Below are 18,286 nucleotides of genomic sequence, written 5' to 3' on the forward strand. Positions count from 1 at the left end.
TGTTTTTATATAATTACACCTCGATAAATTGGGCTGTGAGCACAGCTAAATTGAGCAGATTTCGCCAATATTTAGTGATGCAAATCTCGATTTTTTAAACGGCAAAGTTACACGTCTGTAACAGTAAGGCGACAGATAGTTGTGAAAAGTTGTAAAGCAAAGGGAGGTATCGATTTTGTTAGAAAGGAGTAGGAGTGGTGAAAAAGCTGGTCTGATTGCTGATGAAGTGAGTTTGAAGGTAAGAATTAAGGATGCGTTAAAAATAATAACAACGCGAGAAGCTCCAGGGCTGAAGCTTAAAAACGAGGCCGATACATTTTGTATCGGCCCAGTTAAAGGCTTACACCGTCTGTTTAAAGACGTGGAAACTACAGCAAGAATGCGCCGTAGGCTAAACTTGCGCAAATTACATAAGTTGGGTGCACTTTGAATTTTTCCAGACACAGACCTGCGACGACAAATAGGAAGGCAAAATGTCCCCAACCCGCTTCGCCACCAGACATGATCAGTTTGTAGCTCAGCAATAACATCAACGTGAAAATGATAGGTAAAACCCACGCGCCTAACGCTTTTACTTTTGGCGAGTTACGGTATTTGTACAGCACACTCATCGCAAGCACCATGATGATAATGGTAGGCGCTACCGTCGCGAACACGGCGATAAACGCGCCAAGCGTTCCACCGACTTCATAGCCGATGTAACCCGCCATTTTCGTCGCAATCGGACTTGGTAGCGCGTTGCCTAATGCCAGTACTTCGGCGAACTGGCTGGCATTCATCCAACCATACTGGCCAACAACTTGGGCTTCAATCAAAGGAATGATTGCAGGACCACCGCCATAACCGACGATGTTAGGAATAAAAAATGCTAAGAAGATATCGATATAAAGTTGCATGCTTATCCCTTTTTATTTTCTGGTTTTAGACTTTGCTCAGCCGTACTAGGCTTTGGGTCAGGTTTCACCAATACGGCAAGAAGTACTGCTGCGACAACCAGACCCGGGTGTACACCCAATACCACAATAAACAAAATAGAAAGCGCAATACCAATACCCGTCGCAATTGCGCCAAGTGATTTGTACCCCTTTAGTAAGAAGTCATAGGTAAGCTTGGCCATCATCCAGGAAACTACCGGCAATACCCCTTGAGCCATACCTGCAACCCAAGGCTTATCACGGTATTCATTCAATAAACCTAATCCCGCAATCATGACGATAATCAGTGGAATAATCGTCATGATCACTGCATTGATACATCCGATCTTCCCACCTACTTTATAGCCAATATAACCCGCCATTTTAGTCGCAATTGGGCCAGGTAGCGTGTTGCCGATGGCGAGTACGTTGGCAAACTCGTCGTCACTCATCCACTTATAATTGTCGACCACTTCTTTATGAACCAAAGGGATCATCGTGGGGCCGCCACCAAATCCAAACAAGCCTATGCGGAAGAATGCACTGGCCAGATCTCGTTGTGTTTTCATTGTTCTTTGTTACCTTGCTAATTATTTTATTTTATAAACCGTTTGCTCTAACCACATCATACTCGAAGCGGTTACCCACTGATCTTGTGGACAGTCTATCATGGCCTCAATATCACTTAACTGGTGCTCTCTGTCATCGTATACACAAACAAATACCCGGTCACCATCAAGCAACTGATGGTCTTCTCCATAAGATGTGTAACACGGTGCGCCAATCGCAATAGTAATTTCACTTGGTTGATTCGCCTCAATGAACAAGCTGTGCGTATTATGCATAGCACCGTCATCGGCTTGGTGGTTAATTGTCTCTACTAACCAGTCGGTTAACGATTGATAGAAGACATTGTATTCTGTTACCGACACGTCTTGGCTGCACAAGTGCCATTGCCCATTCCGGCTATGAAAGCCGCACAATCTGAGATGATCAAGCGGTGTCTGCTCAGAAAATGAGTCAACAGGAAGATCTAGTTCGGCAATACCCTTACTAAATGCGCCCCAGTTTTTCTTCTCAGCTAGCTTAGATACCGTTTTATTGCGGTAGGTTGCATCATTGATTAACGTCAGCGCAAAAGGAGTAAGAGCGACAATCTGGCCTTGCTCTGTATAGGTAACGCTGCATTTAATCGCAACCTCAGGCTCCATCTGAACCTTGGCATCTTGCTCTTCAGGCAGCACCAATTTAGATGAGCTGAAAGGCATCTGCCCGAGATAAGAGTCGCTAAGCTCACGAACAAACATAGGAAACAGCGCTCGTGGGCGCTGTGCTTCCTGATGTTCCTTTTTTTGTTGCTCGCTGAACGCAGAGATCTCTCCGGTCTGTGCCAGATAACCCGGCGAGTTTCCTGCGATTCCCAGCACAACGGAATGCGTCAGTGGTTGTTTAGTTTCCATCCGTTTTGCGCTCCTGCTGGGCTAGAATCATTTGTGTTAAACACTGCAAAGCAACTGCCACGTCATCCTCTTGAACACTTTCCAACGGATTGTGGCTAATGCCCTTATCACAGCGAACAAATAGCATTGCAACTTCAGTTAGATGGATCATCGCAAGCGCATCGTGCCCTGCGCCACTTGGTAAAAATACAGGTTCAGATTCGGTTACTCGAGAAACAATCTCGCCCCACTGACTTTGTAAAGCGTCATTACAAGGTACCGCGCTCGCCTGATAGAGCAATCGATTGGAGAAACTGACTTCACGACGCTTTGCAATCGCGTTAAGTGCCGTTAGCAAGTCGTCACACGAGCGCTCCAGTTGCTCCTGATTCAAGCTGCGGATATCCACAGTAAAGTTAACCTCACCTGGAATAACGTTGACTGAACCTGGCGAAACCTCACATTTACCGACTGTCGCTACAACTTTGTTTTCAGTTTTGCTCTGTTCGGTCGCATAGTTTTCTATCGTCGAAATCATCTCAGCTACAGCGCACAACGCATCCATGCGCATGCCCATCGGAACTGTACCTGCGTGTCCTGCTAAGCCTTTCACCTGAAACTGAAAACGTTTTGCGCCGGCAATACCCGTCACAACACCAACTGGCTGATTTTGAGCTTCAAGCACGGGGCCTTGTTCAATGTGCACTTCCAGATAAGCCATCACGTCATCTGACGAACGGCTATCCTTGCCCACCTCTTCCGGAGACAGACCAAACTCAACCATAGCCTGTGACATTGTCACGTCATCGCTATCTTTCAGGGATAGCCACTTTTGGTCAAATACACCCGCAACTGCGCTCGAACCAATCAATGTACTGTTAAAGCGGGTGCCCTCTTCATCGGCAAACGCGACAACGTCGACATGGAATGGTAAATCAACATTCTTGAGCTGCTCCAACGAGGAAATACCAACCAGTATCCCCAGGTTTCCGTCATATTTACCCGCATCCGCAACAGTATCACTGTGAGAGCCGATAATTAGCGTTGGCATGGTAGGGTTGGAAGATACCTTCCTTCCCCATTGGTTCCCAACACTGTCCTGCCATGTTTCAAGCCCGGCTTGTTGCATCCATTCGCCGAGTTGATGGTGCGCCTGCTTATGTTCCGGCGATAAGTAGGTACGTTTTAATCCATCTTGCATCGAGGTAAACGTAGCCAAGTGGTCAGCACGTTCCATAATGCGTTGGGCATCCAATTTACTCATCCTTGATTCACCCTCTTAATGGCATTAAACATATTTTTCCATCGCAGCAATGACTGCTTGTCCCGGAATGATTTTGGCTTTATTACGGATAAGGATGGCTTCCAGCGCAGCAAGCGTGGTTAATACCGCTTCTTGACGTGCGTTGTAGCCCATTGTGCCGATGCGCCAGATTTTTCCATCCAATGGACCAAATGACGTGCCAATCTCAATACCAAAGCTGTTAAGCAGTTCCTGACGTACTTTGTTGCCGTCCACTTCTTTAGGAATGTAGACACCCACAACGTTGTTCATTTTGTACTTCTGGTTACCAAACAGCTCTAAGCCCATTGCTCTTAGGCCGCATGCCATCGCATCACCCGCTTGTTTGTGGCGAGCAATCACGTTATCCGCGCCTTCTTCAAGGTAGATACGCGCACATTCACGCGCCGCGTAAAGCATACTGGTTGCTTCTGTGTGGTGGTTAAGACGCTCTGGTCCCCAGTAATCCATGATCATCGACAAATCGAAGTAGTTCGAACGAATGATCTCTTCTTCACCCGCCGTGTGGTGATCAGCGCGAATGCCTGCTTCTACGTGTTTACGACGATTGATCAGTTCGGCACATTGATCGCTCAGCGTAATTGGAGAACTACCAGAAGGACCGCCAAGACATTTTTGTAAACCGGCTGAAACGGCATCAAGATTCCATTCATCGACTTTAAGTTCATTACCAGCAATCGATGCTGTTGCATCACAGTAGAACAACACACCATGACGTTTACAGATTTCACCGAACTCTGCCAGTGGCTGGTTCATGGTTGTCGAAGTATCACCTTGTACCGTCGCCAGTAGTTTTGGCTGGAATTCTTTGATCGCTTTTTCTACCAGTTCCGGTGGACACACTTCGCCCCATTCAACGTCAATGGTTTTGACTTTTGCGCCAACGCGATTCGCGATTTCACTCAACAGGTGGCCAAAACGGCCAATAATTGGGATAAGTACTTTATCGCCCGGCTTAATCACTGAGACAAGTACTGCTTCGATACCTGAACGAGCCGTACCGTCAACCAGCATGGTTTGTTGGTTTTGTGTTTCGAATACACCGCGATACAGCGACTGAACTTGCGTCATGTAGCCCGTCATAACCGGATCATATTGACCGATTAAAGCCTGTGAAATGGCTTGGTGCACACGTGGATAGGCATTAATTGGGCCAGGACCCATCAACAAACGTTGTGGTGGGTTCAAAGTTTCAAATAGCGTTTGAGTTGTCATTATCTCTCTCCTAAAAATATATCGCCATCGCTGCGAGGGTCACTCGTTGCGTCTGCCTGTCCTTGCTGATCTAGGGTTATTGCTCCCGCGTGTCCCATCAGCTCACTCAAGTTTTCAACCTGAGTCACTTGGTGGCCCATCTGCGTTAATGTTTGCCCGTATTCGCTGTACAAGTCTTCTTCAAGTCGTAAATTGTTTGTCGCATCACCCCATGTTCTGCCCAACAGCCATCGAGGCATCGACACGGCTTGTTGCAGAGACATGTTTTGATAAATGTGTCGGCTGAATAAACAAGCCTGAGTTTGCGGTTGCCCTTCTCCGCCCATCGTTCCGTACACGATGCGTCGGCCATCTTTAAGCTCAGCATAAGCTGGGTTCAGTGTGTGGAACGGCTTTTTGCCAGGTACTAAAGCATTGTGATGTTCGCTATCTAGCGAGAAGCTTTTTCCTCTGACGTTCCACATAATTCCGGTCGATGGAAGTACAACGCCTGAGCCAAACTCCCAGTAAACACTCTGAATAAAACTCACCATTGTGCCGTATTGGTCGGTTGCGCCCATCCAGATGGTGTCGCCCGGTTTTGCCTGATAAGGCCATGGCTGAGCTTGGGTTAATGAGATACGCTCAGCGCACTCTGCCACCACACTTTCATCTAAGTATTCCTGCAGTGGCTTGCTTAAATAGCGCTCATCGGTAACGACTTTGTCGCGGATAATAAATGCTTGCTTCGTCGCTTCGACGAGTAAATGAATATGATCTAGCTCTGAGTTTGCTTGCGATGCTAAGCGATCGTATATCGCTAAAATTAATAACGATGCGAGCCCCTGAGTCGGTGCACCTAGGTTATAAAGCTGACCTTTTGAGGTCTCAACGTTTAGTGGAGTCGTAACCAATGCCTGATGCTGATGAAAATCTTCAATCGTTAGCGGACTTCCCACCTCTTGAAGCTCTTTTGCTGCCAGTTCTGCGATCTCACCTCGGTAAAAGTCATCCAACCCTACCTCGGCCAATCTTTCCAGCGTTTTTGCCAGCGCCGGGTTGACCACTGTTGCACCAAGTCTTAACGTTTCACCGTTATCAAGGAACAAACGGCTGAATTCGGCTTCATCTTTTAAGCGCTCAAAGGTTTTTACACTCGCATCGACAAGGCTTTGAGTGACTTCAATGCCGTTTCGTGCAGCGTCAATAGAAGGTTGTAACAGAGTGCTTAAAGGCAGTTTGCCACCGTCAATTTCCAGCGCTTTTTGCCAACCTGCTACTGTGCCAGCCATGGTAATAGACGCTTCGCCACCTTTTTCAGGCAGCTCGTCGCCCAATGCGCGGTAGTAATCTGGGTCGATGGATAATGCCGCTGCTCCGCATGCATCTATGGCAACTGGTGCTTCTCCCGGCTTACTGATTAACCAAAATCCGTCACCGCCAATGCTGTTCATATGAGGGTATTGCACCGCAATCATTGACGCAGCCGCGACCATCGCTTCAGCAGCCGTTCCGCCTTGTTCTAAGATTTGTTTTCCCACTTCCGTTGCTTTGTGATGCGGGGCGGTAAATGCGGTTTGAAACACCATTAAGACTCTCCTTTGATTAAAGACGACGCTGTCGCAATCAGATCGTATTCGCTGTTAGCAGACCCAAGTAACGACACACCACAAGGTCCATTTGTTACGTTATTCATTGGGATATGAAGTTGAGGGAATCCACTTAAACCCGCGAGACTGGTTAGCCCCATAAGATCAGAGCGATATTCCGCTAAGTCTGCATCTGGAGTCGTGAGCTTAGGTGATTTTCCTGGGGTGGTTGGCAATACCCACAACGTATCCTTATCCGCAAGTTGCTCAGCTAGCCAGCTGGTAAACTTCGCTTGTTGTTCTTTCCCTTTACGATAATCTTGAGCCGAAATGGTACGCGCCCAAACAACTCGTTCTTGTATTGCTGGTGCCAGCGTATGTTGCCACTCATCAAGCCACTCGCTGTGGCGGTCAATAATTTCGTAACCTTGGATGGTTCGGAATAATGCGCTTAATTCGCCAAGGTCATAGCCTGCGTCTTGCAGAGCATTGCTGTATTCAAGCTGAATATTTGCACTGTCAGCCCACTGTTTTAGTTCCTCTAGGCGCTCACTTCCCAGAGTTTTTGACAAGCTTTGATCCAAAATCAGGGTTTTCGCGACAGTTTGAGCCTGAGTTTCGGGGCCAAGACATGCATACACGTTTTCCAGCGTTGATAAGTCTCGGCTGAATACACCTGCGGTATCGAAGCTTTCAGCCAGTGTGAAACTGCTTTCTAGTGACAACTGACCCAATGTTGGGCGTAAGCCGAAAAGGCCGCAGTAACTCGCTGGAACACGAACCGAACCACCAGTATCTGTTCCGATTGAAAAATCAACGTCACCTTTTGCTACCGCGACAGCGCTACCGCTTGAAGAACCACCAGGTAAACAGTCAGGCGCTAAAGGATTAACTGGCGTGCCATAGTGAACATTAATACCATTCAGGCTGTAAGCTAGCTCATCCGTTTGAACTCGGCCTTTGCACTCTGCTCCTGCATTTAAAAGCGAGAGGATGAGTGGCGAAGTACTTTCAGCTTTGCTGTGAGTCTCTAGCCACTTAGGGTTTCCTACTCCGGTGACATATCCCTCTACGTCAAAGAGATCTTTAAAGACAAAACTCAATCCATTCAGTGAGCCTTGCTTTAAAGCCGGTAGGTAATCAGGCCCTTGGGTACAATAAATACGTTGATCGATTTCCATTCTTTCTTCTCATTCCTTTGAAGTAAACAAGCAACCACTTGTTGAGTTACTTGTTTACTTTATCTTTAAGTTGGCGATTTAATTCAATTTAAAGCCACGCATAAAGTTGTTTATTGTTGCTTTGCTAGAGCTGCCTTTGATACCCAAAACAATTTCTTTTGCATCAACTGTTTGTACACGATTGCTGAAACGAAACCACCGATAAACAACGCGTAGTTCGCTAATTCCGTGACAAAGAAGGTTGCAATAATGGCAGCGACACTTGCGATTACTAGCGCATAAACACTGTTCATGTTAACGCCGTTTTTGTACCAGTACTGACCTTGTGGCGATTCAGTGTAAAGTGATGGGACATCGATTTGTCCTTTCTTCACAATGAAGTAGTCAACAATGATGATGCCGTATAGTGGACCAATCATCGCGGCTAAAACGTCAACCGTGTAGTGAATCACTTCTGGGTTATTAAACAGGTTCCAAGGAGTCAGTAGGATTGAACCAAACGCTGCGATGAAACCACCCATTTTAAAGCTGATTTTCTGTGGTGACACATTCGAGAAGTCAAACGCTGGTGCAACAAAGTTAGCCACGATGTTGATGCCGACTGTCGCGAAAATAAAGGTCAATGCACCAAGAACAGTGATTAAGCCAGAATCAAGGCGTTTAACTGTTTCAACCGGGTCAACAATCATCTCTCCGAAAACTGGAATCGATGCTGACACAATAACCACACTGAACAAAGAAAACACAATAAAGTTCAGTGGCAGACCTAACAAGTTACCAAGTTTCAAGTCTTTGTAGCTTGTACAGTAACGAGAGAAGTCACTAAAGTTAAGTGTTGGACCAGCAAAATAACCTGCAACCAATGCTGTTGCGATGATCATCTGAATGATTGCTTCAGAACCAACCAGTGTTTCTTTACCTAGGTTAAAGCTGATGTTCTCCCAACCTGCCAGATTGATCATGTATGCACAAAGTGCAAACATAGCAATGTAAATCGCAGGGCCAGACCAATCAATTACTTTACGAATCATGTCCATACCGAACATAAATACGATTGCTTGCAGTACCCACATTGAGCTAAAGCCAACCCAACCTAAGTAAGATAAACCCAGGAACGAGTCATTGGCTAAACTCTCCATCGATGGGAAGAAGTACAGCAGCAAGATAATGAACGAACTTGATGCTAAGTAAGTTTGAATACCGTACCAAACGACAGCAATAATGCCTCGAATCACAGCTGGAATATTCGCACCAAACACACCAAACGACATACGAGCGACGACAGGGAACGGAACGCCCGCTTTTTGTCCTGGTTTACCCATCAAGTTGGCAAATACTAATACAATTGATATACCCGCCAGCAAACTGATGAAAACTTGGATACCGTTTAATCCAAGCGCAAACAAACTCGCTGCAAATACATATCCCCCTACACTGTGCACGTCTGACATCCAAAAAGCAAAGATGCTATACCAGCCCCACTTCTGTTCCTTCTCTGGTGCTAGATCCTCGTTGCTTAGCCTTGGGCTAACAGGTAATTCCTTTTTCATGTGCTTATCTCCATTACTAATTGTATACAATCACAAATACAATTAGCGTGCCAATTCTGAAAACCCCCGCCATACAACGAATTGGTGAAACTTGCCCTATGAAATCGCCCTTATAGCGCACCAGATTTGACCATAGTGCACATCTTTGGTGCCATAAGCAGTGCATATATACTCAACTCACCTGTCCTTTTGGTCAAGTAATTTGAATAGGCAATCACTATAGACACTAGAATTGGCAAAGATTTAGATTTAGATTTAGATTGTATACAATGATGCATGCGAGATTGTTTAGTGGTATACATATTGCTTTATTGGGTTGGATAAAAAATTTGGATCGATTACCTATGTCAAACGATGAAAAGATCTATCAACAAATATTGAAGGCGATTGTTGAACACAAACTTGAACCTGGAGAGCGTCTTCCAGAAGACAAACTCTCAGAAGCTTTTGGCGTGAGCCGAACTGGCATTCGTAAAGTGTTGCAACGATTAGCGCTTGAACGATTTGTGGTTATTCAACCGAATAAAGGCGCACACGTGAACAGCCCTAGTAAGCAGGAAGCAGAAGAAGTGCTGAACAGCCGAATTTTACTTGAGCCACTGCTGATCACCGACATTCTTCGTAACTGGGACGAAAAGCAGTCTAATTATTTGCGCTCCATTGTTACTCAGGAAGACAAAGCGACCCAACATGGTGATTTAGCCGAATCTATTCAGCTGACAGCTAAGTTTCACTATGAACTAGCCAAACAGTCGGGAAATTCTGTATTGGCCGAATTTGTTGAACAGCTTTGTTACCGCTCTTCACTGGTCATCGCCGCGTACGGCTCAAAACATAGCGTCAGCTGCGATTGTGGCTCTCACTCAGAACTTATCGATCTGCTCGACAACTTTCAGGATGAAAAAGCTCAGCAATGGATGAAGCATCACTTGGTCGTGATCAAATCGTCATTGGAGTTGGAATCGAAATCTAAAGAGCCGGTTAATTTTCATAAACTTTTTTGCGAAACGGACTAATACAAAATGAAAATCAATTTGATCAACCCTAATACGTGTCAGGGAATGACAGACAAAATTGCGATCAGCGCACAAACCGTTGCCTTACCTGGCACAGAAATCATTGCGTCTTCACCAGTTAACGGTCCGGAAAGCATTGAATGTGCATTTGACGAAACGCTCGCTGCTGCAGCGCTCCTTGATGTGATTCGCACTGGCGAAGAGCAAGGTGTCGATGCACACATTATCGCCTGCTTCGGTGATCCTGCTCTGGACGCAGCCCGTGAGATTGCAACCAAGCCAGTGATTGGTATCGCAGGTGCAGCGTTCCAACTCGCAAGCTTGGTGTCTTACCGCTTTGGCGTCGTCACTACAATGACCAGAACACTACCAGCAAGTGAACACCTTCTTCAAAGATACGGTTACCACCACTTGTGCAGCGGTGTTCGAGCGACAGATATTCCGGTATTGGAACTTGAATCTCTAAGTATGGACACTTATCAGCTACTTGCTGAAGAATGCCGTAAAGCAATCAAAGAAGACGGTGCCGAAGCCATCGTACTCGGTTGTGCTGGCATGTCTGACTTAGCCAACGAGCTTTCAGAAGAACTGAATGTACCTGTGATCGATGGTGTTGCTGCGGCAGTGAAACTTGCTGAGTCACTGCACCAACTCAACTTAGTGACATCAAAAAGTGGCCAATACGGGGCACCGTTGGTGAAGCCAATCCACGGAATTTTCAAGCACTGGTCGCAGTAAAAGTCACCACATACCCCTCCTGCTATTTAGAAGAATATTTATATCAAGGTTTACTTTATGGAAGAAAATAACCCTCGCGATTATATCGGTTACGGAAGAGATAACGTCCCTCACGCTAACTGGCCTAATAACGCTAAGATTGCGGTGCAATTTGTCCTGAACTACGAAGAAGGTGGGGAAAACTGCGTACTTCATGGTGATGAGCATTCAGAAACATTCCTTTCTGAGATCGCAGGAGCAGAAGCGTATAATGACCGACACATGAGTATGGAGTCACTTTATGAATACGGTTCCCGTGTTGGTGTTTGGCGAATCTTAAACGAGTTTAAACGTCGCGAGCTTCCGCTTACTGTATTTGGTGTTGCTACTGCACTGCAGCGTAACCCAGAAGTGACCAAAGCGATCGTTGAAGAAGGTCATGAAATTGCCTGTCACGGCCTGAAATGGTTGCACTACCAAAACACGCCAATTGACGTTGAACGTGAACATATGATTCAAGCGCTGGATATCATTGAAGAGCTGACAGGCACTCGCCCAATTGGTTGGTATACCGGACGTGATTCACCGAATACACGTGAACTTGTCGCAGAGCAAGACGGCCTACTTTACGATTCGGACTATTACGGCGATGACCTGCCTTTCTGGACACAAGTACCAGACAAAAATAATGTCGGCAGCACCCGATCACACCTTGTGGTTCCGTATACATTAGACACCAACGACATGCGTTTCTCCTCCCCTTACGGCTTTAGCCACGGTGACGAGTTTTTCGAATATCTGAAAGATCACTTTGATTGCTTGTACGAAGAAGGGGCTGAAACCCCTAAAATGATGTCGGTCGGTCTGCACTGTCGCGTGGTTGGTAAGCCAGGTCGCTTCAAAGCGTTAAAACGTTTCTTAGACTACATTCAATCTCATGATGGAGTTTGGGTAGCAACCCGTGAAGACATAGCAAGACACTGGATTGAGAACCATCCACCAGCGTAATTGGCTTTTGACTAAATAAGTATCAAAAAGAGCGAGTATTATTTCGCTAGCCACTCAGTTCATCGAGAGCTTTACATCACTCTCGATGACTCTTTCTGTTGCACTGCCTTCACTTATTTTTGAGCATTCCCTTTATTACGTTGCTAATGAACGAAACGCAGACAAAAGCTCGGAGCAGACATACTTGAGCAAGAGGTCAGTTTCATTCTCGCAGGATAGATTCAAGTGCAGTTTGGTTGTGTTGCCCTTACCTGTCACCTCAACCAGCAACTTTCTCTCGTCACCACTTAATGGGATATTGAACAATCTCAATAGCGATTCTGCTTGGCCAGAGGCGTTCTCAAACTCTAGATCGTGCTGATACTCGAGAAATACCTCTTCACCTTGCACGACACAAGAATACTGCCCCGGTTGAAGATAAGTGCCAAGCTGATATTCAAGGTCTGCCATGTGCTCTGCCACGGTAGAAAGACGATTGTTTAGTTTACTTAACATATTGCCACCTTTTGTTTCGCTCACCTCAGTACATTAAAGCTCATAAGAAGCTTCTCAAGGTGGATTTTGCTCAAAACTTTAATGATCCCTTAAGCTTTAGTGCAAACGAACCAATTTGTGCAGTGAAAACTGCTAGTAATAAAAATCACACCAAATTATTCATCCAGCTAATTACACCAATACCTGTTAAACCCGTTGATATGTGACCTAAGCGTCGGATTTTCGTCTTGCAAACCACTAAACTATATGCACCCCCAACAATAAGAAACGTAATTACAATGAAAAATCTTATTTATGACACACTAGTTAGCCTTGCAAACCAGGAACCAGAACAACACGCCAAAATCCGTCAAGACTTATACGAGCAGCTCGATCTGCCATTCGATAAGCAGCTGATTTTGTATACGTGTGCACTCGGTCCGGCAAGCTCTGGTAAACTCGACAACAGCGAGGCGCTTAACAACACCGTAGAGAGCGTCATCAAATTACTGGAAACTCCTGAACGGTAATTTTCGTTGTCTTGTTTAAGGTCCGCATCTCAACCGGGCCTTTTTTGAATCCTGCTTTTTCAATGTAAAACCGCTCAACAGCCACCCCGTCGTCACTCCTTTTGTTTAACCCAATACATTTAAGCCCCACAAAGAATTTGTTTAACTTGCACAGCAATCCAATTAAATCTAGCTACACTAAGTTTTAACCGAGAGTGAAATTAGAATTACCATTGTATTTCACGTTATGTTGTAAATACATTAATAAAGAAACTCATCAAGTTGGTCATCTTCATCACACACTAGTTACTTTTTCTAGAAACTTGATTTACGCTAGAAATAACTAACCTCACCATTATCTAATTCAAATAATTAAAACTAGAACTGTTAGTGCCAGTTGTTTAATTCTGGATGTTCAGATACCATCTTGTTTAAGATACCCCAGAGCTTTAATATACATTCAAGTCATACAACTCCCGGTATTGAATTGAAAATTAAGAAGTCCAGTAATAAAACTATGAATCAATCCAATGACTACAAAACCGTGCGCGGTCTGACTCGAGGGCTTACTCTGCTCAATGTGCTAAATCGATTCGATGGTGGGGCCAGTGTCCGTCAACTAGCTGAATTGACAGGTCTACATCGCACAACAGTAAAGCGCTTTTTAGAAACGCTAAAAGAAGTGGGCTATGTGCGCTACAGCCTTTCAGATGATAGCTTTCGACTTACGATAAAAGTACGTGAGTTGAGTGAAGGCTTTCAAGATGATCATTGGATTTCTGCAATCGGAGCTCCATTGCTCGGTGGGTTAATAGAAAAGTCATCTGGCCAACGGACATTCTCACTTTGGAGGTGGACTCCATGGTAGTTCGCGAGAGTACACACCGTTACAGTCGATTATCCTTCCATAGGTCCATGGTAGGTCGTCGATTACCCGTGTTGCAAACTGCATGCGGTCTCACCTACCTTGCCTTTTGCCCCGAAAACGAGCGAGCACATATTTTGTCGCTCCTAGCATCTCGCGAAGAAGAGGAATTTCAGTTAGCGCGGGATCCTGATCGACTGAGTTTAATGCTACAAAATATCAGGAAAAAAGGATTTGGAATTAACAACCAAAATTGGCAGAAAGAAAGCCGAATTGCCGCTATCGCCGTACCAATTTTTGATGAAAGTCGTATTTTAGGATGCCTTAATCTTATTTATATCGCTACAGCAATGAATATAGAACAGGCCATTGAGAAGTACTTACCCGAATTGCAGCGAGTGTCCCAACAGATTGAGTCTGGTGTAGCAGAAAATAATCTTCGATTTGGCTATCTGTTATTAAATTAAAACAAGAGATATTTGTTTCAATAAAAGGAATTAATTAATTCTCGGCTCATTAAATTTTGACTTCACAATTGAAACCAGTTCCTGCAAAGCTGGATTTTGATTATCTTTATTCCACGCCATAATAAGATCAAAACGTGGTGCTTCTCCTTGTAATGGGCGAAAAACCACATTACCTGGATTAAATTTTTCCATATAACCCGGGCATATAGTAAGCCCTAATCCCATCCCAACCAAATTCATCGTAACCAAGATATTAGTCGACGTCTGTACAATATTTGGTTGGCATTCTGTGGAATTAAGATAATCCTTAACCATTGGCGACAAGGCCCCTGAATAAAGCGGATCTGTGGCAATAAAATCCTGCCCATTGAGCATCGACGGACTAATCTCAGAGTGCGAAACCAAAGGGTGCGATACGGGCAACATCACGATTAGCGGCTCACTAAACACAACCATACGTTCTACAAATGGGCTAATAACAGGATTACGCATGAAGCCTACATCAAGCTGACCGTCGAGTATTTGGGACTCCTGCTCCGTGGTGATGACACTACTCAACTCTATTTGCATATCCGGGTTTTCAAGTCGTAGTAACGGGAGCACTTCAGGTAATACGTTAACTTCTGCTGAAGGCACAAAACCAATCGTTATTGATTTATCGTTTAACATTGCCTGTCTTGCTTTAATCTTGGCGTTTTCAGCCATCTCCAATATCGAAATAGCTTCCTTAAGAAATAACTCCCCCGCTGCAGTGATCGTCACTTTTCTTCGATTACGCGTTAGCAATGGCACGCCCACGCATTCTTCCAAATCCTTTATCTGACTACTCAACGATGGCTGTGATGTATGTAACTTCGCCGCAGCCCGAGTAAAATTTAACTCTTTCGCAACAGCAACAAAATAACGTAAGTGCCTTAATTCCATGGTTTTATCCTATTTATAGGTGAAAACGATTACTTAATACAAATTAACTATTTCACACTTTCCCTACCAATCTGCAACATGATTAGGGACTCTACAAATAAGGTCAATAACTCTGTAACCCGAGGATATCAATAATATGACCACACACTCAAAACTGGACATCTACAGTCTGATCGATAGCACAAATGGCCGTGTCACCCCAAGTATTTATACAGATCCTGATATATATCAACTTGAATTAGAAAGAATTTTTGGTCGATGCTGGCTATTTTTAGCCCACGAAAGCCAAATTCCTAAACCCGGTGATTTTTTTAACACTTACATGGGGGAAGACGCTGTAGTTGTTGTACGCCAAAAAGATGGCAGCATCAAAGCTTTCCTTAATCAGTGTCGTCACCGCGCTATGCGCGTCAGCAATGGTGACTGCGGAAATACTCGCGCTTTCACCTGCCCTTATCATGGCTGGTCATATGGTATCGACGGTAACCTGATCGATGTACCGCTCGAACCACGTGCTTATCCCCAAGGTCTGTGCAAATCACAGTGGGGCCTGAATGAAGTACCTTGTGTCGAAAGTTACAAGGGATTGATTTTCGCTAACTGGGATACCAGTGCTCCGGATCTAAAAGAATATTTAGGGGATATCGCCTGGTATTTGGATGGTGTATTAGATCGCCGCGAGGGTGGAACCGAAATCGTAGGTGGTGTCCAGAAATGGGTGATCAACTGTAATTGGAAATTCCCAGCTGAGCAATTTGCCAGTGATCAATATCATGCACTCTTCTCGCACGCCTCTGCGGTGCAGGTGTTAGGTGCCAATGATGACTCCGACAGAAAACTTGGTGCAGATCAGACTGCCCGACCAGTCTGGGAAACAGCCAAAGATGCTGTTCAGTTTGGACAAGATGGGCATGGCAGCGGCTTCTTCTTTACAGAAAATCCGGATGCAAACGTATGGGTAGATGGCGAAGTAGCCCGTTATTACCGAGATACCTACGAAGAAGCTAAACAACGTCTTGGAGAAGTCCGTGCATTACGCTTAGCTGGTCACAACAACATCTTCCCGACTTTATCATGGCTAAATGGTACAGCTACGCTGCGTGTCTGGCATCCAAAAGGCCCTGATCAGGTAGAAGTATGGGCATTTTGTATCACTGACAAAACGGCCTCTGATGAAGTAAAAGCCGCATTCGAAAACAGTGCCACTCGCGCATTTGGTCCTGCTGGTTTCCTTGAACAGGATGATTCAGAAAACTGGTGCGAAATTCAGAAATTACTTAAAGGTCACCGAGCTCGAAATAGCACTTTGTGTCTTGAAATGGGACTAGGTCAGGAAAAACAGCGTGAAGATGGTGTTCCAGGTATCACCAACTATATCTTCTCAGAAACAGCGGCACGCGGCATGTATCAGCGCTGGGCAGACCTGCTAACGAGTGAAAGCTGGGATGAAATTCAAACCAAGACTGATGCTTTTCAACAGGAGGTTTTGAAATGAAACCAGTATCTCTTCAAATTCATCACGAAATCAGTCAGTTCTTATTTCATGAAGCCACATTACTCGATGACTGGAAGTTCCGCGATTGGCTAGAACTGCTGGACGACGAGCTGGCTTATACGATGCGCACTACTGTGAATGCTCAAACCCGTGATCGTCGCAAAGGCAAGCAGCCACCGACGACATGGATTTTTAATGATACCAAGTCACAGCTTGAACGACGCATTGCCCGCCTGGAAACCGGTATGGCATGGGCGGAAGAACCACCTTCAAGAACTCGCCACTTAATTACCAACTGTCAGGTGGAAGAGACTGAACTACCGGGTGTTTTTGCCGCGAGAGTCAATTACATACTGTATCGCGCACAAAAAGAACGCGATGAAACCTTCTATGTCGGCACTCGTTTTGACTTGGTGAAACAAACCAATACCGACAACAACTGGAGCTTGTTAAAACGAGAGATTGTTCTCGACCAAGCGACTATCAATTCTCATAACCTTAGTGTGCTTTTCTGATGAACCGAATTAAAGCTTGCCTCGTTGAAGAGTTACCGGAAGGTGAGGCTCTCCGGATTGATGCCGACCCAGTTATCGCACTGTTTCATGTTGGCGACGAATTTTATGCGATGAATGATCGTTGCAGTCATGGTAACGCCTCTATGTCTGAAGGCTACTTGGAAGATGATGCGACAGTGGAATGCCCGCTACATGCCGCCAGTTTTTGTCTAAAAACGGGGAAAGCACTTTGCCTTCCCGCCACCGATGCCATTGCCACCTACCCGGTCAGTGTTGAGGACGGCACCGTCTACATTGATTTACCGGAGGCGTCATGAGTGATTTACAAGACAATGTCGTCTTAATTACCGGGGGTGGTTCCGGACTCGGGCTGGCACTAATAGAGCGCTTTATTGAAGAAGGTGCAAACATTGCCACGCTCGACATCTCTGCAGACAAAATAGCCTCTCTTAAGCACCAGTTTGGTGACCGAATTGTCGCCGTTCAGGGTGATGTAACATCAGTGGAAGATAACCAGCGTGTTGTAGACGCAGCCCTAACTGAGTTTGGTAAATTGGACTGCTTTATTGGCAATGCTGGTATCTGGGATCACAATGCATCGCTGGTTAAAACTCCGGCTGAGAATTTAAAACAAGGGTTTAGCGAATTGCTTGGTGTTAACGTGCTTGGCTACATTCTGGGAGCCAAGGCCGCTGCACCAGCTTTGATTGAAAGTCACGGCAGCATGATTTTTACCCTGTCCAACGCCGCCTGGTATCCGGGTGGTGGAGGTCCACTTTACACGGCCAGTAAACATGCTGCGGTCGGTCTAATCCGTCAACTGGCTTACGAGCTAGCACCAAAAGTGCGTGTTAACGGCGTTGGACCTTGTGGTATGGCGACGGATCTTCGTGGTCCTAAATCACTCAATCAGCAAGACTGCGCGATTATGGATTCACTAACCCCCGAAAAAGTAGCAGCAATTCTACCACTGCAGTCTATGCCAGAAACCCAAGATTTTACCGGACCATACGTGATGCTAGCGTCGCGACGCAATAACCGAACGCTGACAGGTGTGATGATCAATGCCGATGCTGGTCTTGGTATTCGTGGTATCCGTCACGTTGCAGCAGGTCTCGATCTGTAA

At 45.5% G+C, this 18,286-nt stretch carries 20 protein-coding genes; 10 read left to right on the forward strand and 10 right to left on the reverse strand.

Translation table 11 applies throughout. The features are described 5' to 3' along the window. Positions 1–368 precede the first annotated feature (368 nt). From L9Q40_RS11880 to L9Q40_RS11915, 8 genes are all read right to left on the reverse strand, one after another. Positions 369–896, reverse strand: coding sequence for a chromate transporter (locus L9Q40_RS11880; RefSeq protein WP_014231723.1), 528 nt, complete (start codon positions 894–896; stop codon positions 369–371). Between the two features lie 2 nt (positions 897–898). Next, positions 899–1,483 carry a chromate transporter gene (locus L9Q40_RS11885; protein ID WP_118118442.1) on the reverse strand — a complete coding sequence of 195 codons (585 nt, stop codon included), beginning with the start codon at positions 1,481–1,483 and terminating at the stop codon, positions 899–901. Between the two features lie 21 nt (positions 1,484–1,504). Then, positions 1,505–2,374, reverse strand: coding sequence for a DUF5718 family protein (locus tag L9Q40_RS11890; protein WP_498793396.1), 870 nt, complete (start codon positions 2,372–2,374; stop codon positions 1,505–1,507). Then, a complete protein-coding gene (locus tag L9Q40_RS11895) occupies positions 2,364–3,617 on the reverse strand; it encodes an allantoate amidohydrolase (RefSeq protein WP_498793397.1) in 1,254 nt (417 codons plus the stop codon). The genes L9Q40_RS11890 and L9Q40_RS11895 overlap by 11 nt, the downstream gene beginning before the upstream one ends. A gap of 24 nt (positions 3,618–3,641) precedes the next feature. After that, on the reverse strand, positions 3,642–4,871 hold the full coding sequence (locus tag L9Q40_RS11900) for a pyridoxal-phosphate-dependent aminotransferase family protein (RefSeq protein WP_065296781.1): 1,230 nt from the start codon (positions 4,869–4,871) through the stop codon (positions 3,642–3,644). Beyond that, a complete protein-coding gene (locus L9Q40_RS11905) occupies positions 4,871–6,436 on the reverse strand; it encodes a gamma-glutamyltransferase family protein (protein WP_498793545.1) in 1,566 nt (521 codons plus the stop codon). Before L9Q40_RS11905 ends, L9Q40_RS11900 begins: the two co-directional genes overlap by 1 nt. A gap of 2 nt (positions 6,437–6,438) precedes the next feature. Further along, positions 6,439–7,620, reverse strand: coding sequence for an amidase (locus tag L9Q40_RS11910; RefSeq protein WP_498793398.1), 1,182 nt, complete (start codon positions 7,618–7,620; stop codon positions 6,439–6,441). A 110-nt stretch (positions 7,621–7,730) separates the two neighbouring features. Next, positions 7,731–9,170 (reverse strand): NCS1 family nucleobase:cation symporter-1, encoded by a 1,440-nt coding sequence (locus L9Q40_RS11915; RefSeq protein ID WP_020333204.1) that lies wholly within the window; start codon positions 9,168–9,170, stop codon positions 7,731–7,733. Positions 9,171–9,514: 344 nt separating this feature from the next. Here L9Q40_RS11915 and L9Q40_RS11920 point away from each other — a divergent pair, with 344 nt between their 5' ends. The 3 genes from L9Q40_RS11920 to puuE are packed head-to-tail and all read left to right on the forward strand — an operon-like array spanning position 9,515 to position 11,911. Further along, positions 9,515–10,186 (forward strand): GntR family transcriptional regulator, encoded by a 672-nt coding sequence (locus tag L9Q40_RS11920; protein WP_014231715.1) that lies wholly within the window; start codon positions 9,515–9,517, stop codon positions 10,184–10,186. Positions 10,187–10,192: 6 nt separating this feature from the next. Next, positions 10,193–10,924: an aspartate/glutamate racemase family protein gene (locus L9Q40_RS11925; RefSeq protein ID WP_014231714.1), complete on the forward strand. Its 732-nt coding sequence runs from the start codon at positions 10,193–10,195 to the stop codon at positions 10,922–10,924. A 57-nt stretch (positions 10,925–10,981) separates the two neighbouring features. Beyond that, positions 10,982–11,911 carry an allantoinase PuuE gene (puuE, locus tag L9Q40_RS11930; RefSeq protein WP_498793399.1) on the forward strand — a complete coding sequence of 310 codons (930 nt, stop codon included), beginning with the start codon at positions 10,982–10,984 and terminating at the stop codon, positions 11,909–11,911. 135 nt (positions 11,912–12,046) lie between these two features. Here puuE and L9Q40_RS11935 read toward each other — a convergent pair whose 3' ends face one another. After that, the gene (locus L9Q40_RS11935) at positions 12,047–12,406 is read right to left on the reverse strand and encodes a hypothetical protein (protein WP_329351825.1); all 360 of its coding nucleotides are present in this window, start codon (positions 12,404–12,406) and stop codon (positions 12,047–12,049) included. Positions 12,407–12,684: 278 nt separating this feature from the next. Between L9Q40_RS11935 and L9Q40_RS11940 the strand changes: the two genes are divergently transcribed. The 3 genes from L9Q40_RS11940 to L9Q40_RS11950 all read left to right on the forward strand — a co-directional run bounded on the left by L9Q40_RS11940 (position 12,685) and on the right by L9Q40_RS11950 (position 14,226). Further along, positions 12,685–12,915, forward strand: a complete 231-nt coding sequence (locus L9Q40_RS11940) for a PAS factor family protein (protein WP_020333201.1) — start codon at positions 12,685–12,687, stop codon at positions 12,913–12,915. 496 nt (positions 12,916–13,411) lie between these two features. Beyond that, positions 13,412–13,762, forward strand: a complete 351-nt coding sequence (locus L9Q40_RS11945; RefSeq protein WP_498793400.1) for a helix-turn-helix domain-containing protein — start codon at positions 13,412–13,414, stop codon at positions 13,760–13,762. Further along, positions 13,756–14,226: an IclR family transcriptional regulator domain-containing protein gene (locus tag L9Q40_RS11950; RefSeq protein ID WP_498793401.1), complete on the forward strand. Its 471-nt coding sequence runs from the start codon at positions 13,756–13,758 to the stop codon at positions 14,224–14,226. Before L9Q40_RS11945 ends, L9Q40_RS11950 begins: the two co-directional genes overlap by 7 nt. Before the next feature lie 30 nt (positions 14,227–14,256). On the opposite strand, the gene hcaR is transcribed toward L9Q40_RS11950, so the two are convergent. Beyond that, complete coding sequence (gene hcaR, locus L9Q40_RS11955; protein ID WP_498793402.1) at positions 14,257–15,150, reverse strand: DNA-binding transcriptional regulator HcaR; 894 nt, start codon at positions 15,148–15,150, stop codon at positions 14,257–14,259. A 136-nt stretch (positions 15,151–15,286) separates the two neighbouring features. Between hcaR and hcaE the strand changes: the two genes are divergently transcribed. From hcaE to hcaB, 4 genes are read left to right on the forward strand one after another with little or no spacing between them, the layout of a single operon-like run. Next, the gene (gene hcaE / locus L9Q40_RS11960; protein WP_020333184.1) at positions 15,287–16,645 is read left to right on the forward strand and encodes a 3-phenylpropionate/cinnamic acid dioxygenase subunit alpha; all 1,359 of its coding nucleotides are present in this window, start codon (positions 15,287–15,289) and stop codon (positions 16,643–16,645) included. Then, positions 16,642–17,160 (forward strand): 3-phenylpropionate/cinnamic acid dioxygenase subunit beta, encoded by a 519-nt coding sequence (gene hcaF, locus L9Q40_RS11965; protein WP_020333183.1) that lies wholly within the window; start codon positions 16,642–16,644, stop codon positions 17,158–17,160. The genes hcaE and hcaF overlap by 4 nt, the downstream gene beginning before the upstream one ends. Next, entirely contained in the window at positions 17,160–17,477 is a 318-nt protein-coding gene (gene hcaC / locus L9Q40_RS11970) for a 3-phenylpropionate/cinnamic acid dioxygenase ferredoxin subunit (RefSeq protein WP_020333182.1), read from the forward strand. The genes hcaF and hcaC overlap by 1 nt, the downstream gene beginning before the upstream one ends. Then, entirely contained in the window at positions 17,474–18,286 is an 813-nt protein-coding gene (hcaB, locus tag L9Q40_RS11975) for a 3-phenylpropionate-dihydrodiol/cinnamic acid-dihydrodiol dehydrogenase (protein ID WP_020333181.1), read from the forward strand. The genes hcaC and hcaB overlap by 4 nt, the downstream gene beginning before the upstream one ends.

Origin of the sequence: Allocatenococcus thiocycli (assembly GCF_921292965.1) — a bacterium.
Taxonomy (GTDB): Bacteria; Pseudomonadota; Gammaproteobacteria; order Enterobacterales; family Vibrionaceae; genus Vibrio; species Vibrio natriegens.